Below are 25216 nucleotides of genomic sequence, written 5' to 3' on the forward strand. Positions count from 1 at the left end.
GCGACGATGCGGTACGGCTACTTCGACGACGACGCGTGCGAGTACGTCCTCACGCGCCCCGACACGCCGCGGTCCTGGAGCAACTACCTGGGGTCGCGGCTCTACGGGGGCATCGTCACGCAGAACGCGGGCGGCTTCTCGTTCTTCCGGTCGGGAGGGACGGGCCGGCTCCTGCGGATGCGCTTCAACGGCGTGCCGCAGGACGAGCCGGGCCGCTTCGTGTACCTGCGCGACGACGCCGACGGGGCCTTCTGGTCGGCGTCGTGGCAGCCGGTCGGCACGCCGCTCGAGGGGCCCGAGCCGTACGTCGCCCGCGTGCGGCACGGGCTCGGGTACTCGGTGTTCGAGTCCGACCACCGCGACATCCACACCGAGATGACGACGTTCGTCCCGCAGGGCCAGGCGTTCGAGCACTGGTCCGTCGAGGTGACGAACACGGGGACAACGCCGCGCACGATCTCGCTGTTCTCGTACGCCGAGCTGGCGAACGAGTGGAGCCACCAGCAGGACCTGCTGAACCTCCAGTACAGCCAGTACGTCGTGCGCGCGTCGTACTCCGACGGCTTCATCCACCGCCTGAACTCGACGCGCGACGTGTTCAGCGAGTGCTGGTTCACGGTCACGGGCGCGGACGTCGTGTCGTTCGACACCGACCGCGACCTGTTCCTGGGCCCGTACCGGACGCCGCGGGACCCGGTCGCGGTCGAGCGGGGCACGTGCTCGGGCAGCGAGACGGTCGGGGACAACGCGTGCGCCTCGCTGCACGTGCGCGTCGAGCTCGCGCCGGGCGAGACCCGCCACGTCGTCTACACCCTCGGCGTCGGCTCGCCCGACGCCGAGTGGGGCGACGGCACGGTGACGGTGCGGCCCGGGCGCGACTCGGTGGCAGAGTTCGCGACGCCCGAGCGGATCGCCACCGAGCTCGCCGCGATCCGCTCGGAGTGGGCCGGGCACCTCGCGCCGCTGCAGGTCAGCACGCCCGACCCGCAGCTGGACTCGATGGTCAACGTCTGGCACGCCTACCAGACGCACATGACGTTCAACTGGTCGCGCGGGGTGTCGCTCATCGAGACCGGCGGGCGCGACGGCCTCGGCTACCGCGACACCGCGCAGGACATCCTCTCGGTCGTCCACTCGATCCCCGAGGCCGCCCGCGAGCGCCTCGACCTGCTGCTCACCGGCCAGACGGCCGAGGGCGGCGCGCTCCCGCTGATCAAGCCGCTCACGCACACCCCCGGCAAGGAGCCGACGCCGGCGCTCGAGGACTACCGCAGCGACGACGCCCTGTGGCTCCCGCTCTCGGTCGCGGCGCTCGTCGACGAGACCGGCGACGCGACCTACCTCGACACGGTGCTCCCCTACGCCGACGCCGGCGAGGACACCGTGCTCGGCCACCTCGTGCAGGCCCTGCGGTTCTCGCTCGAGCACCGCGGCGCGCACGGGCTGGTCCAGGGCCTCGACGCCGACTGGAACGACTGCATCCAGTTCGGCACCGAGGGCGAGTCGATGTTCTCGACGTTCCTGCTGGCCAACGGCCTGCGCCAGGTAGGCGAGCTCGCCTCGCTGCTCGAGCGCACCGAGGTCGTCGCGTGGTGCGCCGAGCAGCTCGCGCTCCTGCTCGAGGACGCCGAGAAGGCCTGGGACGGCGACTGGTACATCCGCGGGATCTCCGCAGTCGGGGCGCCGCTGGGCACCGCGACCGCCGACGAGGGCCGGATCTACCTCGAGCCGAACGTCTGGGCCGTCATCTCGGGCGTCGCCAACCCGGGGCGGGCGCGCCAGGCGATGGACTCGGTGCACGAGCACCTCGCGTCCGAGCACGGGATCGCGCTGTGCGACCCGCCGCACACCAAGCCCATCGAGGGCATCGGCCTGTCGCTGCTCGTCTTCCCGCCCGGGCACAAGGAGAACGGCGGCATCTTCTGCCACGCGAACTCCTGGGCCGTCGTCGCCGAGGCGATGCTCGGCCGCGGCGACCGGGCGTACGAGTACTACCGCGCGTACCTGCCGGCCCGGTACGAGGACGACGCCGAGACGCGCCAGGTCGAGCCGTACGTCTACAGCCAGTTCACGCACGGCCCCGCGTCGCCGCGCTTCGGGCAGTCCCGCAACCCGTGGCTCACCGGCACCGCGAGCTGGACGTACGTGGCCGTGACGCAGCACCTGCTCGGCGTCCGGCCGACCGTCGCCGGGCTGCGCGTCGACCCGTCGATCCCGTCCGCGTGGGACGGCTTCGAGGTGCGGCGCCGGTTCCGCGGGCGCGACGTCACCGTGCGCGTCACGAACCCGGACCACGTGTGCAGCGGCGTCGCCCGCCTCACGGTCGACGGGACGCCGGTCGAGGGCGACGTGGCGCCCGAGTGCCTGCTGCAGGACGGGTCGGTCGTCGACGTGGTGCTCGGATGAGCGTCACCACGGACCGGTCCCGGGCGGGGGCACGGGGAGGGACGACGACGGGGACCGTCCCGTCGCCGACGACGAGCCGGGGGGCCGACGTGACCACCGAGACCAGCACGCGCACGCCGGGCGCGGCACCGCCGGCGGCGGCGTCCGTCCCGGAGCTGCTGACCGCGCTGACGGCGCCCGACCCGGCGGACGTGCCGGTCGACCCGCGCGTCGTGACGCTGCGCTCCGGCTCGTGGGAGCTCGGCGTCCTGCCCGCCACCGGCGGCTCGCTGGCCTTCGGGCGGGTGCTCGTCGACGGCGAGTGGCTCGACCTGCTGCGCCCGACGCGCCCCACGGTGTACGGCGCGCCCGAGAAGTGCGCGAGCTTCCCGCTCGTGCCCTGGTCGAACCGCATCCGCGACGGCGTCCTGCGCTTCCGCGGCCGCACCTGGACGCTCGCGCACAACGCCGCCGACGGCACCGCGATGCACGGGGCCGTCGCGTACTACACGTGGCGCGTCGTCGACCGGACCGCTGCGCGCGTCGAGCTCGAGCTCGACACCCGCGGGCTCGTCGGCGTCAACTTCCCGTGGCAGTTCCGGTCGCGCCTCGTCTACGAGCTCGACGGCGCGGACCTGCGCGTCACGACGACGGTCGAGAACGTCGACACCGAGCCGTTCCCCGCGGGCTTCGGCACCACCCGTACTTCCAGCGCCGCCTCACGTCCGCCGCGTTCACGGCGCCCTCGGCGGTCACCGGTGACGCCGCCGACGAGGGCGATGCGCCCGCCTCCACGCCGTCGTCCTCGCCGGGAGCGTCGTCGGGCACGCTCCCCGGCTCCGACGCCGTGCTGCACGTGCCCGCCGATCGCGGCTACGCGCTCGAGTCGGCGATGGCGGTCACGTCCGCCGGGGCCGTGCGGGCCCGCGCCGACTACCGGGAGCCGCGCCCGCTCGGCACCGCGTTCGTCGACGACGTCCTGACCGGGCTGCGTCCGGGCGAGCCCGTGCGCTGGACGTACCCCGACCACGGCGTCGACGTCCGGCTCGACCTGGACGACGTCTACTCCCACCTCGTCGTGTACCTGCCGCGGCGGCGCACGCACTTCGCGGTCGAGCCCGTGACGAACGTCAACGACGGCTTCGCGCTGCACGACGCCGGGGTCGAGGGCACCGGGGTCTTCGTCCTCGAGCCGGGCGAGTCGCGGTCCGGGACGTTCACGGTGTCGGTCGGGCGGGTCTGACCGACGGGTGCCGCGCGCGGGCCGGACCGGGGATTCGACGGAACGGGCTGCGTCGGTATGATGGTGCGCGCGCTGGCGCAGGGACCTCCTCGGAGGAGCCATCCGGCGCAGTGCGGGTGTAGTTCAGTGGTAGAACTTCAGCTTCCCAAGCTGATAGCGCGAGTTCGATTCTCGTCACCCGCTCCCAGTATCACCGCAGTCAGTACGACAAGCGCTCCCCCTCCAGGCCACTCACACCGCGCCTGCGGGTACCGATCGGCGACGGTCGCACAGGAATCCGGAGTCGGCCGCCGACCTCGGCATCGCGCCGGTTCGGCTACCAGCAGGGCTCCCGCGCGTGGACGGCGCTGTCGAGCGAGTGCTGAATCACATCTGAGTCATCCCACACCGATGGCGCGATGAATCGGATACGATGCATTCATGATCGACGCCCGAGATGACTCAGAAACGATGCGCCGCCGGTACTACCGCGCACGCACCACCCGAGCCCTCGCGGACGCCGTCCAAGCGGTACGGGCCGCCAGCGGGAAGAGCCAGACCGACCTCGCTGAGCTGATCGGCTCCTCCCGCCCGACCATCTCGCGGATGGAACGCGGGCAGCCGATCGCCACCGACACCGTCATCGACGCGCTCACCGCATGTGGGTACGAGCTCGTCGTGGTCCCCCGTGGCTCCCTGGTCACCGTGGTACCCGCGTGACCTCCACCCTGCACGTCTGGCTGCGCGGACAGTCGCTCGCCGAGCTCGCCAAGCTCCGCAACGGACGGCTGCGCATGCGGTACTCCGCCGAGATCCTCGACACCTACGGCGCCGGCGCGCGACCACTGAGCCTGTCACTGCCTCTGACGGACAAGCGCGTCCAGGGTGACCAGCTCGAGCGGTTCCTCGACAACCTCCTGCCTGAGGGAAGCGCGCGAGGCGCCCTCGAGCGCGAGCACCGGCTGCGCCCCGGAGACACCTTCGGGCTGCTCACCCACATCGGTCGCGAGTGCGCCGGTGCGATCCAGTTCACGGTGGACCCCGAACCGCCGGGTCCCGGGCGCCTGATCGAGCTCAGCGAGGACGAGGTCAACCGGGTCGTCGCCCAGCTCCCCACACTGGATCCCCCACCCGGACAGGTCGTCAGCGCCTCCCTCGGTGGCATCCAGGCCAAGGTGCTCCTCACCCGGACGGCGACCGGCTGGGCGTGGCCGGCGGACGGGGCTGTGTCCACCCACATCATCAAGCCTGAGCCGACCTCGGACATCGCCGTGCCCGACCTCGTCCGGTGGGAGGAGTGGGCGCTGCGGCTCGCTCGGACGGCCGCCCTGCCCGCCGCGCGCGCCGAGCTCGCCGACTTCGACGGGCGCCTCGCGTTGATCGTCGAGCGGTTCGACCGGCACGAGGGCGAGCGCACCCACCAGGAGGACTTCACGCAGGCGCTGGGGGTCTCAGTGCGCGACAAGTACGAGACGACGACTTCCGAGCAGCGCTTGGCAAGCATCGCGCGAGCAGCCGGCGCGGAAGCGGTCGAGCCCGACGAGCTTGCACGGGACCTGCTCGCCCAGGTGGCGTTCAACCTCCTCGTCGGCAACGGGGACGCTCACTCCAAGAACTACTCCCTGTCGATCAGCCGGGCCGCGACGTACTCCATGTCGCCGCTGTACGACGTCGCGCCGGTCTTCCTGCTGAACCCGGTCTTCCAGAACTTCGGGCACAACCTCGACGGACAAGGGCGCCTGCGGTACCTGACCGCGACGCACCTGCGCGACGAGGCCGGCACCTGGAGGCTGAGCGAGGAGGTGATCGCAGAGACGATCGCATCGGTCGCGACACGGGTGCGTGACGCCCTGCCTGCGTGCACGGCCGACGGCATCGACGTCGAGAAGGTAGCGGCGCTCGTCGACGAACGCGCCGGAGCCGCCCTGCAGGTCGTGACCTGACCGCGCCCTGAACGAGCAGGCATAGGGTCTGGACGCTGTCGTGCGCTGCCGGGTCGAGCCAGTGTCCCAGTGGGCACCCCCGTGCTGCACCAGGTCGGGCCACGAGGCCCCGGCCTCCGTCAGCCCGTGCACGAGCACGACGGCGGAGTGGTGCGGTCGCCGGAGCGATGGGTGGTGAGCGGCTGCACGCCGCCGAGCGTAGGCGTCGGCAGCACCAGGCCCGGAGCTACGGGTTCAGCTTCCGGTCGAACGCGTCCTTCACGTCCTCCTCGACCCGGAACGCGTCGCCCTCGCCCTCGAGCTCGAGGTACGTCTCACCGATGACGGCCATCGCAGCGGTGGCCTTCTCCCGGACGGCCTCCACGACTGCCGTCGAGGGCTTCTTCGCACCCGAGGCCGTCTTCCACACGGCCGTGAACGCCGTGAGCGCGCCGTCCAGCCGCTCGAGCCGCGTGCGCAGCGCGGTCTCGACGGCCGTCGGTGCGGCCAGGCGCGTGATCCGGGCGATGTGCGGTTTCACGTCCCTGGACTGCCACCTCGCGAGGGTCGCGACGTGGGGCGCGAGGGTACGCAGAGGAGCCTTCTTCTCGGCGACCTTGCCGAGGACGTCGATCGCGTCGGAGTGGTCGACGAGGAACGTCAGGAACTGCTTGTGGGTCCCGTACATGACGTCGTACATGCGCCGGGCGTGCGCCGTCTGGTCCGCGTCCGGCACGCTCGGGTACCGGGCCTTCGCGACCGCCGCGACGACGCGCCGGGGCATCTTCGTCGCCGCGACGATCGCCGAGACCTTCTTCTTCTGAGCGAGCAGGTCGCGGATGATCAGCACGTCCTGGTCGGCGTGACGCGCCTCGTGGTAGATCGTGCCGACGACCTCGGTGACCTCGTCCACCGTCAGCTGGCCGAGCAGCGTCGGGGCCGGCGTGCGCGTGCTGAACTTCGAGGTGTTGACCTTGATCTTCCAGCTCCGCGAGTCGAACACGCCGTGCGCACCGGCGCCGGTGACGAAGGTCCACTCGAAGTACGGGATCTTCGGCGCCGGAAGCCCGGCCTCGATCGCCGTCAGCAGCGCGTCGGCGAACGCCTTGAGGGTCATGCGCTTGTTCGACGTCCAGAGCCGGTAAGCGACGTCGACGTACGGGCCCTGGCTCGTCGGCCGGTCGAGGCCGTACGGGGCGCGCTGGACGACGGGCGCGGTCGTGGTCGCCGTCGACGGGGCCCGCTGGACGGCGGACGGGGCCGCGGGCGTCCGCGCGCCCAGCAGCCGGAGGGCGGCGCCGTTCCCAGCGACCTGCTGGACGGCGAGCACCGACTCCCGCGTGAGGTGCGCATGCTCCGGTGCAGCGGGGGGCTGTCGACGGGCCCCGCGCGTGGGCGGACGGTCGTCGACGGGTTCTCGTGGCGCTTCGGCACGGTGCGTTCGCACGATGGGACCTCCCCGGAGACCTCTCCTCGAGCAGAGCGCGACGAGGGCGCGGGGATACGTCGGTGCGTCGTCCTCGTCGGGCGCAGTCGGGATCGTCACCGGGCGGGCGGGGCGGGACGGGCACGGCGGGCTGGCGGGCTGGCGCAAATCCCTTGAACGGCCCGGCCCACCTCGTGACACTGGTCCCCGGCCCGGGCGGGCCGACGGCCGTCGGTTACCTGGTTCCGGAGGTCGAGGGTTCGAGTCCCTCCGACGCTGCGGCGTCGTGGCTCAGTGGCAGAGCACCGGACTCCGGCGACCACCACCACGCCCGCCCGGGCCACCAGCTTCACACCCCGCGCCTCCCGTTCCGGCGGGCCGCCTCGGCCTCTCCCGTCGGGAGCGCACCACGAGGCCGACGGATATTCGCTGGTCACGTGCTGTGTAGACCCCTACCGTCATGCACGACAACAGAACACGGGAAGGTTCGGGTGGGCCGGCGACAGTCGGTTACCACTCGAAATGGCCAGGTTGCGGGTTCGAGTCCCGTCGCCACCCCTCGCGGTGGCGTAGCTCAATCGGCAGAGCAGGACTCCGGCGTCATCACACGCCCACCCGAACCTCCCGACGAGCGGGCCGAACGGTCCTCGGTCACCTGGTAGACGGCAGTACGGGTTCGACTCCCGGCCCCTCGGGGCACCTGCCCGGCGGCGCGAGCCGCCGTCCCGGGGACCACCCCCACGTCCGCTCACCCACCACGACGACGGTGGCGGGCCGGAGCGGGTCGGTTATCCCTCTCACGGATGACCCCGGCACGCCGGGTCAGACCCGGCCCGCACACCACGCCCGCCACCGCCGTCGGCCACCGAGAAGAGGAACCACCCATGGACGTCCTGCGCACGCTCGGCCTGCGGCGCACGCCGCAGAGCGAGCGCGCCGACCCCCGCCAGGTGCCCAACAGCGCCGGCGGCCACACCTTCGTGCTCGACGACGCCGCACGCCTGCGCCGCTTCCTGACGCTCGGCGTCGACGGCGGCTCGTACTACGCCGCCCCGCGCGAGCTCGCCCGCGAGAACGCCGAGGTCGTCGGCCGGATGGCGCACGACGACCCGGAGACGCTCGTGCGGACGATCGTCGACGTGTCGACGCGCGGCGCGGCCCCGAAGCAGAACGCGGCGCTGTTCGCGCTCGCGTACGCGGCGTCGGTGCCGGAGTCGGCCCAGCTCGCGCTCGCGGCGCTGCCGCAGGTCGCGCGCACGGGCACGCACCTGTTCCTGTTCGCGGGCTACGTCGAGACGTTCCGCGGGTGGGGCCGGAGTCTGCGGCGCGCGGTGGGGTCCTGGTACACGGCGAAGGACGTCGACGCCCTGGCCTACCAGCTCGTCAAGTACCGGCAGCGCGAGGGCTGGTCGCACCGCGACCTGCTGCGCCTGGCGCACCCGCAGGCGGTCACGCCGGAGCTGCGGGCGACGTTCGAGTGGGTCGTGCGGGGCACGGTCGGCGAGGCGACGCCCGCGCTGGTCGAGGGGTTCGTCGCGGCGCAGTCGGCCACGGACGCCGCCGCGTGGGCCGCGCTGGTCCGCCGGCACCGGCTCTCGTGGGAGATGCTGCCCGACGCCGCGCTCGGCGAGACGGCGGTGTGGGACGCGCTGCTCGACGTGGGCGTGCCCCAGACGGCGCTCATGCGTCAGCTCCCGCGGCTGACCCGGCTCGGGATGCTGCCGGACCTCGGCGGGCGCACCGGCGAGGTCGTCGCGCAGCTCGTCGACCCCGACCGGCTGCGGAAGTCGCGGGTGCACCCCGTCAACGTGCTCGTCGCGCAGCGGACGTACGCGTCCGGGCGCTCGGCGCGCGGCGGCGGGGAGTGGACGCCGACGCAGGCGGTCGTCGACGCGCTCGACACCGCGTTCTACCGCGCCTTCGGTGCGGTCGAGCCGTCGGGCACGCGGACGCTCCTCGCGGTCGACGTGTCCGGGTCGATGGGCGTGCCGATCTCGGGCATGCCGGTCACCGCCCGGGAGGCCTCGGCGGCGCTCGCGCTCGTGCAGCTCGCGACGGAGCCGTCCGCCACGGCGGTCGGGTTCACGACGGCGGACGGGTCGGACGCGTCGTGGGGTCGCCGGGACTGGCACGACTCCGCGCTGCGCCCGCTCGCGATCTCGCCGCGGCAGCGCCTCGACGACGCCCTGCGCGTGGTCGACGCGATGCCGATGTCGGGCACCGACTGCGCGCTGCCGATGGTCTGGGCGCGCGAGCAGGGGCTCGAGGTCGACACGTTCGTCGTCTACACGGACAACGAGACGTGGGCGGGAAAGGTGCACCCGCACCAGGCGCTCGCCGAGTACCGGCGCGCGTCGGGCATCCCGGCGAGGCTCGTCGTCGTCGGGATGACGGCGACCGGGTTCTCGATCGCGGACCCGAGCGACCCGGGGATGCTCGACGTCGTCGGGTTCGACGGCGCGGTGCCCTCGCTCATCACGGAGTTCGCGCGTGGGCTCTGAGGGACCGCACCCGCCCGCCAGGGCGGCCAGGGGCGGCACCGGTGACGGTGCCGCCCCTCGGCACGCCCGGGCAGCGGGCGCCTCGGACGCGCGGGCGAGCCGTGCGCGCGAGCTGCACCGCAAGGCCGCCGAGGCCGACGAGGTCGCCGCGCGCCACCGCGCCGAGCGCGACCGGCTGATCCTCCAGCTCCGCGCCGAGGACCCCGAGCGGTGGACCTACACCACGATCGCCGCGGTGCTGGGCTGCAGCCGGGAGCTCGTCGCGCTCATCGCGCGGCGCGGGCGATGACGCCCGGTCAGGCCGGCGTCGCAGCGTCGGCCACGGCCCCGGTCAGGCCAGCGTCGCGGTGTCGATCACGAAGCGGTAGCGCACGTCCGACGCGAGGACCCGCTCGTACGCCTCGTTGATCTGGTCGGCCGAGATGAGCTCGATGTCCGCGCCCAGGCCGTGCTCGGCGCAGAAGTCGAGCATCTCCTGCGTCTGGCGGATGCCGCCGATCATCGACCCGGCGTACGAGCGCCGGTTCGCCAGGAGCGAGAACACGTTGACGCTCATCGGCTCGGCGGGGGCGCCGACGTTGACGAGGGTCCCGTCGACCGCGAGCAGCCCGAGGTAGGCGTTGACGTCGATGCGCGCGCTGACGGTGTTGACGATGAGGTCGAACTCGCCGGCGAGGTCCTCGAACGTCGCCGCGTCGCTCGTCGCGTAGTAGCGGTCGGCACCGAGGCGCAGGCCGTCCTCCTGCTTCTTCAGCGACTGGGACAGCACGGTGACCTCGGCGCCCATGGCGTGCGCGAGCTTGACGGCCATGTGCCCGAGCCCGCCGAGGCCGACGACCGCGACCTTCGTGCCCGGGCCGGCACCCCAGTGCCGCAGCGGCGAGTACGTCGTGATGCCCGCGCACAGGAGCGGCGCGGCGGCGGCGAGGTCGATGCCCTCGGGCACGCTCAGCACGTAGTCCGCGTCGACGACGACGTGCGTCGAGTACCCGCCCTGGGTCACGGTGCCGTCGCGGTCGGTCGCACCGTACGTGCCGACCATGCCCTCGACGCAGTACTGCTCCTCGCCCTTGCGGCAGTTCACGCACGCGCCGCACGAGTTGACCATGCAGCCGACGCCGACGCGGTCGCCGACCCGGTGGCGCGTCACGTCGGCGCCGACCTCGGCGACGGTCCCGACGATCTCGTGGCCGGGGACGAGCGGGTACTGCTGCGGGCCCCAGTCGCCGCGGACGGTGTGGATGTCGGAGTGGCAGATGCCGGCGTACGCGACCTCGATGAGGACGTCGTTCGGTCCGACGGCCCGGCGCTCGATCGTCGTGGGCTCGAGCGGCTCGGAGGCGGCCGGGGCGGCGTAGGCGTGCACGCGCATGGGTGTGTCCTTCGGTTCGGGTGGGGTTCGGGACGAGTCTTCATGACATCCCGGCGACCGGCCCGGCGGGAGTCCCTGCCGTGGGGTGTACTGCGAGGGCACCGTTCGCGGACCGACGCCGCGGCGCGCGACGCGGCGCACGCGTCCGTGGTCGACGCCGCGGCGTGGTCGGCGGCTCAGGTGTCCTGGCGCGCGTCGAGCCCGAGGCTCGCGAGCTGCTCGGTGCGCCCCCACGAGGCCAGCAGGCGCAGGCGCTCCGCCGAGGCGGACCCCGGCTCGGCCGTGTAGACGAGCATCACGTGCCCGGGCTCCGCGGTGATCGCGAGCTCCTCGTAGGCGAGCACGAGCTCGCCCACCACCGGGTGCGTGAAGTGCTTGGTGCCCGCGCCGTGCGTCCGCACGTCGTGCGCCGCCCACAGCCGGCGGAACGTCTCGCTGCGGGTCGACAGCTCGCCGACGAGGTCCTGCAGGCCGCGGTCGTGCGGGTCGCGCCCCGCCTCGGAGCGCATGACGCCGACGCACATCTGCGCGAACAGGTCCCAGTCCGGGTAGAAGTCGCGCGACGCGGGGTCGAGGAACTGGAACCGCGCGAGGTTGGGGGTGCGCCCGCCGTCCCCGATCACCGGGGAGTAGAAGGCTCGCCCGAGGGCGTTCGTCGCCAGCAGGTCCTGCCGGGGGTTGCGGACGAACGCCACGCCGTCGGTGATCGCGTCGAGCGCCCACTGCAGGCTCGTGCGCGTGCCGGCCTGCTTCGTGGGGCGCCGTCGCGGCCGTCCCGACGTCGGGATCCCGTCGGCGGTCCGGGCGAGGTCGAGCAGGTGGGCGCGCTCGGTGTCGTCGAGCTGGAGCGCGCGGGCGACCGCGTCGAGCACCGACGCCGACGCACCGGCGATCGCGCCGCGCTCGAGCTTCGCGTAGTACTCGACGCTCACACCGGCCAGCGCCGCGACCTCCGTGCGCCGCAGCCCGGCGACCCGCCGGTTCCCGCCGCCCACGATCCCGGCCTGCTCCGGCGTCACCTTCGCGCGCCGCGAGACGAGGAACTCGCGGACCTCGGATCGGTTGTCCATGCGGTCAGGCTAGGTCGGGCCGTGCGGCGGAGGGAGACCCTGCGGGTACACCTCTCGCCTAGCCTCGTGCGGTGGACGACGACCGGGCCCTCGCCCTGCTGACCCGGCTGTACGCGCCCGAGAACCGCGTCTACCGGCAGGGCCGGCACGAGGTGCGCATCCCGACCACGGCCGACGCAGGCGACCTCGCCGCCCTCGCGGCGCGCGGCCTGGCCCCGAACGCGTGCGTCACGCTCACGCACGACGAGGCGGTCACCGAGCTGCGGACCCGTGCCCGCGCGGTCGACGAGCACGCGGCGGCCGACGCCTTCGTGGCGAGCCTGGGCTCGGCGCCGGTGCGCTGGCGGGCGCTGCTGCCCGCGACGGTGCTCGGCTCGACGCTCCCCGGGCACGCGCACGACGGCCGCGCCGACCGGACGTGCGACGTCTGCTTCGTCGACCCCACAGTCACGGTCGACACCACCGACGCGTGGCGCAGCCGTCGGACGAGCGGCTCGCCGCTGCCCGGCGACGTCGTGGGGTACGTGCTCGCGCTGCGGGACGCGCCCGCCCCGTGGCCCCGTCCGACCCCGCACGACGTGTGGACCCTGCACGAGGTGTTCCGCACCCTGCGGGAGCTGCCGCCGGGGACACGGCCCGGCGCGGCGGCGAAGGCCGTGCACCGGGAACGGCTCCTGCCGGGGCGACCGCAGCACGCGGTCACGTCGCTCCTGGAGGACCTCGCACTGCTCGGCGTGCTGCAGACCCCCGAGCACCCGGGGCTGCTGACCCGGTTCACGACGGCCCGCGAGCGCGACCGCCGTCCGTCGGTCCGGGTCGAGGTGTCCGCGCCGCTCGGGTTCTGGACCGCGGAGCACGGCGTCGACGCGGCCGTCGTCGAGCGGCTGTTCGGGCATCTCCCGGTCTCGTCGACCCGGCCCGCAGGAGCCCCTCCCGCGTCACCGTCGGTCCGGGCGCCGCGCACCGCCCGCGCCGAGCCGCTCGCCCCGCACCTGCGCGGCGACCCGGCGGCGGGCGACGTGTACGCAGTCGGCTGCCGCGAGGACGCCTGGGTGCTCGCGTACTGCCACGGCGTCGAGGAGCACGGCGGGCGCCGGTACGGGCGCGTCGAGTACCTCGACGGGGTGTTCGACGCCCGGCCCGGTGCCGATGTGGTCGCCGGGCGGGGGTTTCGCGGGCGGCCCGACGGCCGGTGGCAGCAGCTCACGTCGCAGCTCTCGACGACCCCGCGCGTGCGGCGGCTCGCGCGCGACGTCCCCGCACCGCCCGACGACCGGCCCGCCCCGACGAGCACCCCGTTCGGCACGGGGGCGTCGCTGCGGCACATGGCGGACTGGTGCTTCCCGGAGCTCCGGGACTGACCGCGGTCGGGCAGGGCGCGGTGCGGCGCGATGCAGCGCAGCGCAGCGCAGCGGCTCAGCCGACCCGGGCGCCGACCTCCCGCAGCACCGGCAGCGCACGCTCGAGCATGTCCGACGTCGCCGTGAGGCTGATCCGGAAGTGCTGCGGCCGACCGAACACCGTGCCCGGCAGGACGTGGACGCCGCGTTCGGCGAGCGCGGCGGTGAACGCGACCGCGTCCCCTCCGGGCGCCTCGCCCCAGAGGTAGAACGTCCCCTCGGGGACGGTGAGCACGTACCCGGCGTCCCGCAGCACCCCGACCGCCCGGTCGCGCCGGCCCTGCAGCGCGGCGACGTCGATCGACACCGTCTCCAGCGCAGGCACCGCGTACTGCATGAGCGCGTCGGGGAACCCCCAGCCGAGCGCGAGCTGCAGCGGCAGGATCGCGTCGCGCAGCTCGTCGCGCACCGCGGCCGGGATCAGCGGGGACAGCGCGAGGTAGCCGAGGCGCTGGCCCGGCGCGAGCAGGACCTTGCCGTAGGAGTAGTCGACGAGCGTCCACGGGTAGAGCTCGGCGGGGCTCGTGAAGCCGACGCCGTCGAACCGGATGCGCCGGTAGGGCTCGTCGGACAGCAGCCAGATCCGCCGGCCGTGGCGCGCCGACGCCTCGTCGAGGACCATCGCCAGCTCCGCGAGGCGCTGGCGCCCGTAGACCCGGCCGGTCGGGTTCGCCGGGGAGTTCACGACGACGATCCGCGTGCGCGGGGTGATCGCCCGCGCGACGGCCTCGACGTCGAGGTCGAAGGTGCCCTCGGCGAGGGACGCCCGCACGGGGACCATGTCCGCCGCGCGCAGCATCGGGGCGTAGAACCAGCCGGGCTCGGGGACGACGACCTCGTCGCCCACGTCGGCGACGAGCCGGAACGCCAGCGCGATCGCGCCGAACGCGCCCTGCGTCATCGTGATGTCGGCCGCGGCGAAGTCGAGCCCGAGCTCGGCGCGCAGCCCCGCGGCGACCGCATCCTGGGCCGGTGCGAGGCTCGTCTTGTAGGCGAACCAGTCCTCGCTGCGCGGTTCGAGATTCGCCCGGATCGCGTCGACGAGCGCCGGCAGCGGCATCTCGTGCGGGTCCCCGAACGTGAGGTCGACGACGTCCGGCCGGCCGTCCATCGCGCGCAGCGACAGGAAGAACGAGGTGACGGGCTCGATCGCGTCGCCTGCCGCTCGTGCCCGGTCCGAGAGCTCCATGCCGACCGCCTCCTCCGCAGGTTCCCGCGCCGTCGCGGTCGGACCATGATCGGCACCGGCTGCCGCGCGCGTCAGCGGATCGGTGCGTGCGCGACGGCGTCCCGCCCGAAGGGGAGGTACCGCGAGCCGGTCCCGAGACACCCCGCTCGGCCGGGTGCGGGCTGCGGTGGGCGTCACGTCACGGCGGCGGCGGCGACCGGTGCCGGCGCCGCGCCTGAGGGCGCACCTCACGGCGCCGACCGCGACAGCTGCGCGCGCTGGACCGCTCAGACCAGAGGCCCGAACACCTCGCTCGGCGTGACCGCGTCGTCGAGCACCCCGTCGAGCACGTCGAGCAGGCGGCGCTCCTCGTAGCGGAAGTGCGTCGTCATCACTGCCTCGACGCCGTCGAGGTGCCGCAGCTTCTCCTCGGTGCTCGCGCCGAGGCGGATCGCCTCCGAGAGCGCGCCGAGCAGGGTGCTCGATCATGTGGTGGTCCTGGACGAGCTGCGCGACGACGGGCGCGAGCTCGGGGTGCTGCTCGGTCAGGCGCGGGAAGAGCGCGGTGTCCTCGCTGCGGTGGTGACCGCTCAGCGCGGCGCAGAAGCCCCAGCAGTAGAGCAGCGGGTCGGTCGCGGGCGCGTTTGGGGCGCCGGGGGCGTCGGCGTCCTCGAGCTGGTCGCGCGCGAGGTCGAGGGCCGCGCGCAGGCGCGCGTGCACCTGGCGCATCTCGTCGGCCCACGCGCGGACGCGGGTTCCCGCGTGCGTCGCCGGGTCCGGGGCTGCGTCACGGCGGGGGTCGGGGCGGGGACTCGGTCGCGGGCTGGGGCTCGGTCGTGGGCTCGGACTCGGTCGAGGCGCGGGCGCGGGGCTCGGGCGGGCCCGGTCGGGGGGGTCGTGCACGATCTCGGTGATGGGGGGTCGTCCTTCACGGTCGGCGCCTCCATGCCTGACGCAGACCGCCACCGGCACGCGACGCTGGTCCGCGACCCTACCGTCCGCCCTCCCGCCGGTGAAGGCCCGCGGGGGCGCCCTCCGCGGGGACCGCCCTGCCCGTCACCGCCGACCCGTCACGGCCCGGAGGTTGCTCGCCACGGCACGCGGTTCACGCGCGGTGACCCTAGCCTCGGGAGTGGCGCAGGTCTCGCTCCTCCCGAGGCGTGCGGCACCCCGCGTTCGCCGTCCCGTCGGGTCCCGTTCACCGGCGCTCGTTACGGTCGGGCGCCGGTGGGCCGTCACGGTCGCGGCCCGCGCACGCCGCACGACCCCGTCGACCGCGAGGCAGGAGCCGTCCCCGTCGTGAGCACCCCGCTGTCCTCGGCCGCGCGCACCCTCCGGGCCGGTGACCGCACCCCGACGCCCCGGACCCTCGTCGACGTCTTCGCGAGCACCGTCTCGCGCTTCCCCGACGCCCCCGCGATCGACGACGGCGACGAGGTGCTGACGTACCGGGCGCTCGCGCGGGCCGTCGAGGTGCGGGCGGCCCGGCTCGCCGCCGTCGGGGTCCGGCGCGGCGACCGGGTGGGCGTGCGCGCGGCGTCGGGCACGGTCGGGCTGTACGTGTCGGTGCTCGCGGTGCTGCACGCCGGGGCGGCGTACGTCCCGGTCGACGCGGACGACCCCGACGAGCGCGCGCACCGCGTGTTCACGGACGCGGGCGTCGTCGCGGTGCTCGGCGACGGCGCCGAGCCGCTGCGGGCCGACGGCACCCCGGCGCCGCGCGTGGGGGCCCGGCACGCGGAGGTGCCGACGCTCGACGACGGCGCGTGGGTCATCTTCACGTCCGGCTCGACGGGCCGGCCCAAGGGCGTCGCGGTGAGCCACCGGAGCGCGGCGGCGTTCGTCGACGCGGAGGCCCGGCTGTTCCTGCGGGACGCGCCGATCGGCCCGGGCGACCGGGTGCTCGCGGGCCTGTCGGTCGCGTTCGACGCGTCGTGCGAGGAGATGTGGCTCGCGTGGCGGCACGGGGCGACGCTCGTGCCCGCGCCGCGTGCGCTCGTGCGGACCGGCAGCGAGCTCGGTCCGTGGCTCGTCGACCGGGACATCACGGTGGTCTCGACCGTGCCGACGCTCGCGGGGCTGTGGCCGGTCGACGCGCTCGCGGCGGTGCGCCTGCTGATCTTCGGCGGCGAGGCCGTGCCGCCCGAGCTCGCGACGCGGCTGTGGGCGCCCGGCCGGGAGCTGTGGAACACGTACGGCCCGACGGAGGCGACGGTCGTGGCGTGCGCCGCGCTGCTGCTGCCCGACGAGCCGGTGCGGATCGGGCTGCCGCTCGACGGCTGGGACCTCGCCGTCGTCGACGCCGAGGGGCGCGAGGTGCCGGAGGGCGGCACCGGGGAGCTGCTCATCGGCGGCGTCGGCGTCGCGCGGTACCTCGACCCGGAGCTCGACGCGGTGCGGTTCGGCCCGCACGAGGGCCTCGGCTGGGACCGGGCCTACCGGACCGGCGACCTCGTCGTCGCGGACCCCGAGGGGCTGCTGTTCGTGGGGCGGGCCGACGACCAGGTCAAGGTCAACGGCCACCGCATCGAGCTCGCCGAGGTCGACACCGCGCTGCAGGCGCTGCCCGGCGTCGCGGGCGCCGCGGCGGCCGTCCGGCGCTCGACGGCGGGCGGCACCGTGCTCGTCGGCTACCTCGCGCCCCGCGACGGCGAGCGGCTCGACCTGCACGACCTGCTGCGCCGCCTGCGCGAGACGCTGCCGGGCTCGATGGTCCCGCTGCTCGCGGTCGTCGAGCACATCCCCACGCGCACGTCCGGCAAGGTCGACCGCGACGCGCTGCCCTGGCCGCTCGCGGACGCCGGGGACGACGACGCCGCGCCGCTCGAGGGCCTCGCGGGGTGGGTCGGCGAGCAGTGGGCCGCCGTGGTCGGCGTGCGCCCGCAGCACGAGGACGACGACTTCTTCGCCCACGGCGGCAGCTCGCTCACCGCGGCGCAGCTCGTGTCCGCGCTGCGCGCGCGCTACCCGGAGATCACCGTCGCGGAGGTCTACGACCACCCGAGCGTCGGCGGGCTCGCGGAGCACCTCGCCGCGACCTGGCCGTCGGACGACGACGGCGCCGGGGCGTCGGGCGCCGCGGCCCCCGCCCGGACGCGCGCCGTCGCCCCCGTGCCCGTCGCGAGCCAGGTGGTCCAGCTCCTCGCGCTGCTGCCGCTGCGGGGGCTCGTCGCGCTCCGCTGGCTCACGGTCGTCGCCGCGGTCGGGACGGTGCTGCACACGGTGTGGGGCGTCGCGTGGGCGCTCGCGGTGCCGTGGTGGTGGCTCGCCGCGGGCTGGCTGCTCACGGTGAGCCCGCTCGGGCGGCTCGGGGTGTGCGCGCTCGGCGCGCGGCTGCTGCTCGCGGGCGTGCGCCCGGGCTCCTACCCGCGCGGCGGTCACGTGCACCTGCGGCTGTGGGCGGCCGAGCGGCTCGTCGACGGCTTCGGCGCCGTGACGCCCGCGAGCGCCCCCTGGATCTCGCTCTACGCCCGCGCGCTCGGCGCGGAGGTCGGCCGCGACGTCGACCTGCACTCCGTGCCGCCGGTCACGGGCTTCCTGAGCCTCGGCCACGGCTGCGCGATCGAGCCCGAGGTCGACCTGTCCGGCCACTGGGTCGACGGCGACGTGCTGCACGTCGGGCGCATCCGCGTCGGACCCGGCGCAACGGTCGGGGCGCGCAGCGTCCTGCTCCCCGGCTCCCGCGTCCGCGGCGGGACCGACGTCGCCGCGGGCTCCGCGGTGCACGGCACGACGGGGTCCGACGAGTTCTGGTCCGGCTCGCCCGCGGTCCGCCAGCACGAGGCCCGCCACCCGTGGCCGACGACCCGGCCCCCGGCGTCGCGCACCGGCTGGACCGCGGTCTTCGGCGTCACGGGGGCGGCCGTCAGCGCGCTGCCGTCGCTCGCCGCGCTGCCCGCGCTCGCGGTCCTCGGCACCGCGCTGGCCCCGACGCCGTCGCTCGCGGCCGCCGTCGGCCCCGCGCTCGCGTGGACGCTCGTCGCCGTCCCGCTCGCCTACCTGACCTACGCCCTCCTGGTGCTCCTCGGCGTCCGCCTGCTGGCCCACGGGCTGCGCGAGGGCTGCCACCCCGTCCGGTCCGGCGCCGGGGTGCGCGCGTGGGCCGTCTCCCGGCTCATGGACGCGGCCCGCACGGCGCTGTTCCCGCTCTACTCGTCGCTGCTCACCCCGGCGTGGCTGCGGCTGCTCGGCGCCCGCGTGGGCCGCGAGACCGAGATCTCCACGGTCGTCGGGCTGCCGTCGATGATGCAGGTCAAGGACGGCGCCTTCCTCGCGGACGACACGATGGTCGCGCCCTACGAGCTCGGCGGCGGCTGGCTGCGCGTCGCGACCGCGAAGGTCGGCCGGCGCGCGTTCCTCGGCAACTCCGGCATGACGGCGCCCGGCCGCACCGTGCCCAAGAACGGGCTCGTCGCGGTCCTCTCGGCGACGCCGAGCCGCACGCGCGCCGGGTCGAGCTACCTCGGCAGCCCGCCGGTGCTGCTCGCCCGCGCGGCCGCGGTCGACGACGGCGAGCGCACCTACACGTCCACCCCGGCGCTGCGCCGGGCGCGGGGCGCGGTCGAGGCGTGCCGCGTCGTCCCGCTGCTCGTCCTCGGGCTGCTGTGGGTCGGCGCCGGGCTCGCGTTCCAGGCGCTCGCCGTGGCCGGGGGCTGGGTGCTCGCCGCGGCGTCGGGCGGCCTCGTGCTGCTCGCCGTCGGGGTGCTCGGGGCCGCCGTCGCGGTCGCAGCGAAGTGGGCGCTCGCCGGGCGGTTCCGCGACGCCGAGCACCCGCTGTGGAGCGCACCGGTGTGGCGCGGCGAGCTCGCGGACACCTTCACGGAGGTCGTCGCCGCGCCGCTGCTCGCCAACCCCGTCACCGGTAGTGTCGCGCTGGTGTGGTGGCTGAGGAGCATGGGCGCGCGCATCGGGCGCGGCGTCTGGTGCGAGACCTACTGGCTGCCCGAGGCCGACCTGGTCCGGCTCGGCGACGGCGCGAGCGTCGGCCCCGGCTGCGTCGTTCAGACCCACCTCTTCCACGACCGGGTCATGAGCCTCGACACCGTGACGTTGCGCGACGGCGCGACGCTCGGCCCGCACGGCGTCGTCCTGCCCGCGGCGCTGCTCGACGCGGGCGCGACCGTCGGCCCCGCGTCGCTCGTGCTGCGCGGCGAGACCGTCCCGGCCGGCTCGCGCTGGGTCGGCAACCCGATCGGGCCGTGGCGCGCGCCCGTCGGGGCCTCGTGAGGGAGCCGTCCCCGACCGCCGGCGACCCGTACGCCTACGGGCACGGCTCGCGCGCGTTCAACGTCGAGCACTACGACCTGGAGCTCGACTACCGGGTGCGCACCAACCGGCTCGCTGGGGTGGCCCGGCTGCGGGTCCGCGCGATCGAGCCACTGCACGAGCTCGCGCTCGACCTCGGGCCGCTCGTCGTCCAGCAGGTCACCGTCGCGGGTGCCCCGCCCGCCCGGCACCGGCACCGCGCCGGCCGGCTCGTCGTGCGCCTCGTCGCGGAGGTCCCGGCGGGCACGCAGCTCGACGTGCTGGTCCGGTACGCCGGGACGCCGCGGCCCGTGCGCAGCCCGTGGGGCGAGGTCGGCTGGGAGGAGCTCGAGGACGGCGTGCTCGTCGCGAGCCAGCCCACCGGCGCGCCGTCGTGGTTCCCGTGCAACGACCGGCCCGACGACAAGGCCACCTACCGCACGTCCGTGACGGTCGAGAACCCGTACCGCCCGCACGCGCACGGCACCCTCGTGCGGCGCACGGGGCGGTCCGGGGCGACGACCTGGGTGTTCGAGGAGAGCCGCCCGACGTCGCCCTACCTCGCGACCGTGCAGATCGGTCGGTACTCGGTCGTGGAGCTCGCCTCCGACCCCGTGCCGCAGCAGGCCCTCGTCCCGCCCCGCCTCGCGGCCGCCGCGCGGACCCGGCTCGCGCACCACGGCGACATCATGCGGCTGTTCACCCGGCTCTTCGGGCCCTACCCGTTCGCGACGTACACGCTCGTGGTGACCGACGACGCGCTCGAGATCCCCGTCGAGGCGCAGGGCATGTCGGTGTTCGGCTCGAACCACCTCGGCGGCCTCGGCGGCGACCCGGCGGCCGGCGACGAGGGCCGGCGCCTCGTGCCGCACGAGCTCGCGCACCAGTGGTTCGGGAACGCGGTGTCCGTCGCCGGGTGGCGGCACATCTGGCTCAACGAGGGCTTCGCCTGCTACGCCGAGTGGCTGTGGTCGCACGAGTCCGGCGGCCCCACCGCGGACACCCTCGCGCGCCGCCACCACGCCCGGCTCGCGGCGCTCCCCCAGGACCTCGTGCTGGCCGACCCCGGGCCCGCGACGATCTTCGACGACCGCGTCTACAAGCGCGGGGCCCTCACGCTGCACGCGCTGCGGCTCGTGCTGGGCGACGCCGCGTTCTGGGGCCTCGTCCGCGGCTGGACCGCCCGGCACGCCGGCGGCAGCGCGAGCACCGACGACTTCCGCGCCGCCGCCGCCGAGCACGCCCGGCGGTCGGGAGGCGACGCGCTCGTGGCCCGCGTCGACGGGCTGCTCGCGGACTGGCTCGACGCGGGCCGTCTGCCGGACCTCCCGCCGCCGGCACCCGTGCCCGTGGTCTCGGTGACGCAGCGGCTCGGCCAGCTCCTCCGGCCGTCGCGGGGCGACGCACCGTCCTGACGCCGGACGGCGGGGTCGGACGGCGGACGCCGGACGCCACGTCCGCGGCGGTCCCCGGTCGCGGCCCACCGGACCCGGTGCGAGCATCGAGGCGACGGGTGGCTCGGCACCGGGCACGCGTCCCGCACACCACCACCGCACGTCCGCGCCGCGCACCCCCGCGCGGCTCCCCCACGCCCGGAGGCGCACGCATGGCACGAGGCACCGACAGCAGCAGGGTCGTCGTCGTCATCGGCGCGTCGAGCGGCATCGGCCGGGCGACCGCGCAGGCGCTCGCCCGGCGCGGGGACACCCTGGTGCTCGCGTCGCGGTCCGCCGACGCGCTCGCGGAGGTCGAGCGCGAGTGCCTCGCCGCCGCGCCGGGCTCCCGCAAGCGCCCCCACGAGGCCGACGCCGGCGGGTCCCCGGTGCTCGTCGTCCCCACCGACGTGAGCGTTCGCGCGTCCGTGGAGACCCTCTTCGAGCGCGCGGTCGCACGCTACGGGCGGGTCGACGCCGTCGTGCACGCGCCCGCCGTCGTCGGGTACGGGCGCTTCGAGGAGATCCCCGCGGAGGTGTTCGACCAGGTCATCGCGGTGAACCTCACCGGCACGGCCAACGTCGCGCGGGTCGCGCTGCAGCTCTTCCGCGAGGCGGGCGGCGGCCACCTGCTGCTCGTCGGCTCGCTGCTCGGCAAGATCGCGACGCCGTGGATGAGCCCGTACGTCACGAGCAAGTGGGCGGTGCACGGGCTCGCGCGCACGCTGCAGGTCGAGGCGCGCGAGCTCCCGGGGGTCGAGGTCTCGCTCGTCAGCCCCGGCGGCGTCGACACCCCGATCTACGCGCAGGCCGCGAACTACGTGAGCCGCGAGGGGCGTCCGCCGCCGCCCGTGGACCGCCCCGAGACCCTCGCCCGGGCCATCGTGAAGACGCTCGACAAGCCCGCGCGCGAGCGCTCGGTCGGGCTCGCGAACGCGACGTGGACCGCCGGGTTCCGGCTCCTGCCCGCGGTGTACGACGTGCTCGTCGGGCCGGGGATGTCCCGCCTGGGGCTGTCGACCCGGTCCCGTGAGCCGCACGCCGGCAACGTCTTCGCGCCGCTGCCCGACGGCGAGGCCGTCACCGGGAAGTGGGGCCGGCACTGGCTGCGCGGGGTCGGGCTCGTCGCCGTCGCTGCGGGGGCTGTGGGCGTCCGGCAGGTGCTCGCCCGGCGCTGACGGGACGTGGTCGGCGGTGACCGGACGCAGGTCCGCGCCGGTCCGCACCGAGCCGGGCCACGTGTGCCGGCCCGCCGACCTGCCCGGCTCAGCCCGCGACGGCGTCGACGAGCGCCAGCGCCGCGAGCGCCAGCAGCACCACGAGGACCAGGATCGCCAGCGCGCGCCGCACCCACGGGAAGCGCCCGCCGATCACGTACGCGCCGACCGCCGCTGCCATGAGGTACGCGAACGCCGGACCCCAGAAGTACAGGAACGCGTACTCCCCGACGCGCGCGAGCCCGGGCTCGTCGCGGTGCACGACCGCGCTGGACACCGCGGACGCCACGAGCAGGAGCCACGTCGCGCCGAGCCCGCCGGAGAAGAGGCGCCAGCCGGTGCGCATGCGCCGACGCGCGGGAGCCACGACGAGGGTGGCCGACGACGGAGCCGGCTCCCCCGCTCCGGGGTCGGCCGGCTGGGGGGTGCGGGGCACGCCCCGAGTGTCGTGGGCGCCGACCCGGTCGCGGCAGGACCGCTCGGGTGAGCGGGTGCGGGACGCCCGGGGCGTGACCGGCGCGACCCGACGCGTCGAGGCGCGTCGTCGCCCCTCTACGCTCACCGGATGACGCCTGAGGTTGCCGTCCGACGTGCCGTGGTCGCGGACACCCCGCACATGGCTCGCGTGCACGTCGACTCCTGGCGTCAGACCTACCGTGGCCTGATGTCGGACTCCGTCCTGGACGACCCGGAGCTCCTCCCCGCGCGCGAACGCTTCTGGACCGGCGTCCTCACCGACGAGCGCCACAGCAGCAACCGGGTCGCCGTGGCGGAGGTCGACGGTGCCGTGATCGGCATCGCGATGTCCGGCCCGAGCCAGGACCCGGACGCCACCTGGGGCTGGCAGCTGTTCCTGCTCTACGTCGATGCCGCTCATCACGGCTCAGGCGCAGGAGCCGCCCTTCTGAACACCGTCCTGCACGCGCACGAGGCGGCGGCCGTGTGGGTCGCGGACCCCAACCCGCGCGCACAGGCCTTCTACGGCAAGCACGGCTTCACGCCCGACGGACACAGCAAGGCGGGGCCCGACGTGCGGGAGCGGCGGTTCGTGCGCGGCCCCGGAACCGCCTGACCCGGCTCACCCACCGCCGCTCGCTCGCTCCCGGTCGGCGTGCGGGCCCGGCGCACGGGCGGCCCGGCCGTCAACGCTCGTGCAGCACGCGCGCCCACACCGTGCGCGTCAGCAGCCGCCGCACCTTCCCGGTCCGGCTCGCCGCCCCGAGCGCCGCACGCGCCGCGTTCCAGCCCGGCGCACCGTGCACGCCGCCGCCGGGGTGCGCCGAGGCGCTCGCGAGGAAGAGCCCGTCGACGGGCGTCTCGGGGCGCCCGAGCCCGGGGGTCGGGCGGAAGAAGAGCTGCTGGTGCACGGCCGACGTCCCGCCGTTGACCGCGCCGCCGACGAGGTTCTCGTTCGCGGCCTCCAGGTCGGCCGGGGACTGCACGTGCCGGGCGAGCACCGCGTCCCGGAACCCGGGCGCGACCCGCTCGACGGCGGCCTCGACGCGCTCGACCTCCGCGGCGACCTCGTCGGGCGTCCACCGCACGCCGTGCGGCACGTGCGTGTACGCCCACGCGGACTCGGTGCCGGCCGGGGAGCGCGTCGGGTCCGACGTGGTCATCTGCCCGAACAGCAGGAACGGCCGCTCCGGGATGCGCCCGGTCGACAGGTCCGCAGCCATGTCGACGAACCCGTCGGAGTCGACCCCGAGGTGCACCGTGCCGGCGCCGTGCGCACCGGGCGCGGTCCACGGGATCGGGCGGTCGACGGCCCAGTTGACCTTGAACGTCGGGTGGTCCCACTGGAAGCGGTCGAGGTCGCGCCGCATGCGTGGGGGCAGGTGCTGCAGCCCGACGAGGTCCCGGTACAGCGCCGGTGCGGTGACGTCCGCGACGACGGCGTGCCGGGCGCGGACCACCGAGCCGTCCTGCGTGCGGACCCCGACGGCGCGGCCGCCCGACACGTCGATGCTCGCGACCCGCTCACCGGTCTCGATGTGGCCGCCGCCCGCGACGACCCGCGCCGCGAGCGCGTCCGCGAGCGCCCCCGCACCGCCCTCGGGCACGGGGAAGCCGACGTCCTGGCCGAGCATCGCGAGCAGGTACCCGAACACCCCGCTCCCCGCGGCGTCCGGCGGCACGTCGGAGTGCATCGCGTTGCCGGTCAGCAGCAGACGCCCGCCCTCGCCGCGGAAGTGCTCGGACCCGAGCCGCCGCACGGGCAGCACCGCGAGCCGGGCGAGGTCGATGCCCCCGGCCACCCCGACCCGGCGCAGCAGCCGTGCGACCGAGACCACCGGCGGGAACGGCGTGAACAGCGCGTCGAGCAGCGGGTCCCGGATCGTGCGCCAGGACTCGACCATCCGCAGCCAGGCGTCGCCGTCCCCGGGCGCGAACTCCTCGAGGCCCGCCGCGGTGTCCTGCGCGCCGTGGCGGAGCACCGCCGCGCGGCCGTCGTCCAGCGCGTGCGCGAGCACGTCGGGCGCCTTGACCCAGCGCAGCCCGTGGTCCTCGAGGTGCAGGCCGCGGATGAGCGGCGAGCCCGCCGCGAGCGGGTAGAAGGCGCTGAACAGGTCGGTCCGGAACCCGGGCGCCGTGACCTCCGCGGTCCGCACCGCGCCGCCGACGGAGTCCTGCGCCTCGAGCACGAGCACGTCCCACCCCGCGTCGACCAGGGCGTTCGCGGCGACGAGCCCGTTGGGCCCGGCCCCGATGACGACGGCGTCCACCGTGCGTGCGATCACGCGTCCTCCTGGGTGTCGTGGGTGCGTCCACGCTCGCACCCGGCCCGGGGCGGGGCAACCGGCCGGGCGGTCCGGCGCGGTCGTGGGGACGAGGGGCGTCGCGCGGGTCGCGCGG

Annotated in this window: 18 protein-coding genes, 1 tRNA gene and 1 pseudogene; 13 read left to right on the forward strand and 7 right to left on the reverse strand. The window is 75.3% G+C overall.

Going from position 1 to position 25216, the window contains the following annotated elements; genetic code table 11:
• The first annotated feature begins 6 nt into the window (after window positions 1–6).
• The 6 genes from CCE01nite_RS04205 to CCE01nite_RS04225 all read left to right on the forward strand — a co-directional run bounded on the left by CCE01nite_RS04205 (window position 7) and on the right by CCE01nite_RS04225 (window position 5550).
• A complete protein-coding gene (locus CCE01nite_RS04205; protein ID WP_034624710.1) occupies window positions 7–2406 on the forward strand; it encodes a glycoside hydrolase family 94 protein in 2400 nt (799 codons plus the stop codon).
• 89 nt (window positions 2407–2495) lie between these two features.
• A complete protein-coding gene (locus CCE01nite_RS04210) occupies window positions 2496–3368 on the forward strand; it encodes an aldose epimerase family protein (RefSeq protein ID WP_246056317.1) in 873 nt (290 codons plus the stop codon).
• A complete protein-coding gene (locus CCE01nite_RS22000; RefSeq protein ID WP_246056318.1) occupies window positions 3302–3628 on the forward strand; it encodes an aldose epimerase family protein in 327 nt (108 codons plus the stop codon). The genes CCE01nite_RS04210 and CCE01nite_RS22000 overlap by 67 nt, the downstream gene beginning before the upstream one ends.
• Window positions 3629–3740: 112 nt before the next feature.
• Window positions 3741–3811 (forward strand) — tRNA-Gly (locus tag CCE01nite_RS04215).
• Between the two features lie 237 nt (window positions 3812–4048).
• Entirely contained in the window at window positions 4049–4327 is a 279-nt protein-coding gene (locus CCE01nite_RS04220) for a helix-turn-helix domain-containing protein (protein ID WP_052103380.1), read from the forward strand.
• The gene (locus CCE01nite_RS04225; protein WP_052103379.1) at window positions 4324–5550 is read left to right on the forward strand and encodes a type II toxin-antitoxin system HipA family toxin; all 1227 of its coding nucleotides are present in this window, start codon (window positions 4324–4326) and stop codon (window positions 5548–5550) included. Before CCE01nite_RS04220 ends, CCE01nite_RS04225 begins: the two co-directional genes overlap by 4 nt.
• Before the next feature lie 226 nt (window positions 5551–5776).
• Here the strand turns inward: CCE01nite_RS04225 and CCE01nite_RS04230 are convergent, their stop codons facing one another.
• Window positions 5777–6859 (reverse strand): hypothetical protein, encoded by a 1083-nt coding sequence (locus CCE01nite_RS04230; protein WP_034624709.1) that lies wholly within the window; start codon window positions 6857–6859, stop codon window positions 5777–5779.
• A 980-nt stretch (window positions 6860–7839) separates the two neighbouring features.
• Here CCE01nite_RS04230 and CCE01nite_RS04235 point away from each other — a divergent pair.
• Window positions 7840–9456, forward strand: coding sequence for a TROVE domain-containing protein (locus CCE01nite_RS04235; protein ID WP_034624708.1), 1617 nt, complete (start codon window positions 7840–7842; stop codon window positions 9454–9456).
• The gene (locus CCE01nite_RS04240; protein WP_034624707.1) at window positions 9446–9745 is read left to right on the forward strand and encodes a hypothetical protein; all 300 of its coding nucleotides are present in this window, start codon (window positions 9446–9448) and stop codon (window positions 9743–9745) included. Before CCE01nite_RS04235 ends, CCE01nite_RS04240 begins: the two co-directional genes overlap by 11 nt.
• A 42-nt stretch (window positions 9746–9787) precedes the next feature.
• Here the strand turns inward: CCE01nite_RS04240 and CCE01nite_RS04245 are convergent, their stop codons facing one another.
• Together CCE01nite_RS04245 and CCE01nite_RS04250 are read right to left on the reverse strand one after the other, a co-directional pair.
• On the reverse strand, window positions 9788–10828 hold the full coding sequence (locus CCE01nite_RS04245; protein WP_034624706.1) for an NAD(P)-dependent alcohol dehydrogenase: 1041 nt from the start codon (window positions 10826–10828) through the stop codon (window positions 9788–9790).
• 176 nt (window positions 10829–11004) lie between these two features.
• Complete coding sequence (locus CCE01nite_RS04250) at window positions 11005–11898, reverse strand: helix-turn-helix transcriptional regulator (RefSeq protein WP_034624705.1); 894 nt, start codon at window positions 11896–11898, stop codon at window positions 11005–11007.
• A 71-nt stretch (window positions 11899–11969) separates the two neighbouring features.
• On the opposite strand from CCE01nite_RS04250, the gene CCE01nite_RS04255 reads away from it, so the two are divergent.
• Window positions 11970–13259 carry a hypothetical protein gene (locus CCE01nite_RS04255; protein WP_034624704.1) on the forward strand — a complete coding sequence of 430 codons (1290 nt, stop codon included), beginning with the start codon at window positions 11970–11972 and terminating at the stop codon, window positions 13257–13259.
• A gap of 55 nt (window positions 13260–13314) precedes the next feature.
• On the opposite strand, the gene CCE01nite_RS04260 is transcribed toward CCE01nite_RS04255, so the two are convergent.
• Together CCE01nite_RS04260 and CCE01nite_RS22005 are read right to left on the reverse strand one after the other, a co-directional pair.
• On the reverse strand, window positions 13315–14487 hold the full coding sequence (locus CCE01nite_RS04260; protein WP_034624703.1) for an aminotransferase class I/II-fold pyridoxal phosphate-dependent enzyme: 1173 nt from the start codon (window positions 14485–14487) through the stop codon (window positions 13315–13317).
• 519 nt (window positions 14488–15006) lie between these two features.
• A pseudogene (locus CCE01nite_RS22005) lies at window positions 15007–15195 on the reverse strand (hemerythrin domain-containing protein); the annotation flags it as partial.
• Window positions 15196–15765: 570 nt separating this feature from the next.
• Here CCE01nite_RS22005 and CCE01nite_RS04275 point away from each other — a divergent pair.
• The 3 genes from CCE01nite_RS04275 (at window position 15766) to CCE01nite_RS04285 (ending at window position 22321) form a co-directional block, all read left to right on the forward strand.
• Window positions 15766–19692 (forward strand): Pls/PosA family non-ribosomal peptide synthetase, encoded by a 3927-nt coding sequence (locus tag CCE01nite_RS04275; protein ID WP_034624725.1) that lies wholly within the window; start codon window positions 15766–15768, stop codon window positions 19690–19692.
• Window positions 19689–21125 carry a M1 family metallopeptidase gene (locus CCE01nite_RS04280; protein ID WP_084142422.1) on the forward strand — a complete coding sequence of 479 codons (1437 nt, stop codon included), beginning with the start codon at window positions 19689–19691 and terminating at the stop codon, window positions 21123–21125. Before CCE01nite_RS04275 ends, CCE01nite_RS04280 begins: the two co-directional genes overlap by 4 nt.
• A 191-nt stretch (window positions 21126–21316) precedes the next feature.
• Complete coding sequence (locus tag CCE01nite_RS04285) at window positions 21317–22321, forward strand: SDR family NAD(P)-dependent oxidoreductase (RefSeq protein WP_034624701.1); 1005 nt, start codon at window positions 21317–21319, stop codon at window positions 22319–22321.
• 88 nt (window positions 22322–22409) lie between these two features.
• On the opposite strand, the gene CCE01nite_RS04290 is transcribed toward CCE01nite_RS04285, so the two are convergent.
• Window positions 22410–22796, reverse strand: coding sequence for a hypothetical protein (locus CCE01nite_RS04290; RefSeq protein WP_141372007.1), 387 nt, complete (start codon window positions 22794–22796; stop codon window positions 22410–22412).
• A gap of 228 nt (window positions 22797–23024) precedes the next feature.
• Here CCE01nite_RS04290 and CCE01nite_RS04295 point away from each other — a divergent pair, with 228 nt between their 5' ends.
• Window positions 23025–23432: a GNAT family N-acetyltransferase gene (locus CCE01nite_RS04295; RefSeq protein ID WP_246056319.1), complete on the forward strand. Its 408-nt coding sequence runs from the start codon at window positions 23025–23027 to the stop codon at window positions 23430–23432.
• A 70-nt stretch (window positions 23433–23502) separates the two neighbouring features.
• On the opposite strand, the gene CCE01nite_RS04300 is transcribed toward CCE01nite_RS04295, so the two are convergent.
• Window positions 23503–25101, reverse strand: coding sequence for a phytoene desaturase family protein (locus tag CCE01nite_RS04300; protein ID WP_034624698.1), 1599 nt, complete (start codon window positions 25099–25101; stop codon window positions 23503–23505).
• Between the last annotated feature and the right edge of the window lie 115 nt (window positions 25102–25216).

The sequence above is a fragment of the Cellulomonas cellasea genome (genome assembly GCF_006538745.1).
Lineage (GTDB): Bacteria > Actinomycetota > Actinomycetes > Actinomycetales > Cellulomonadaceae > Cellulomonas_A > Cellulomonas_A cellasea.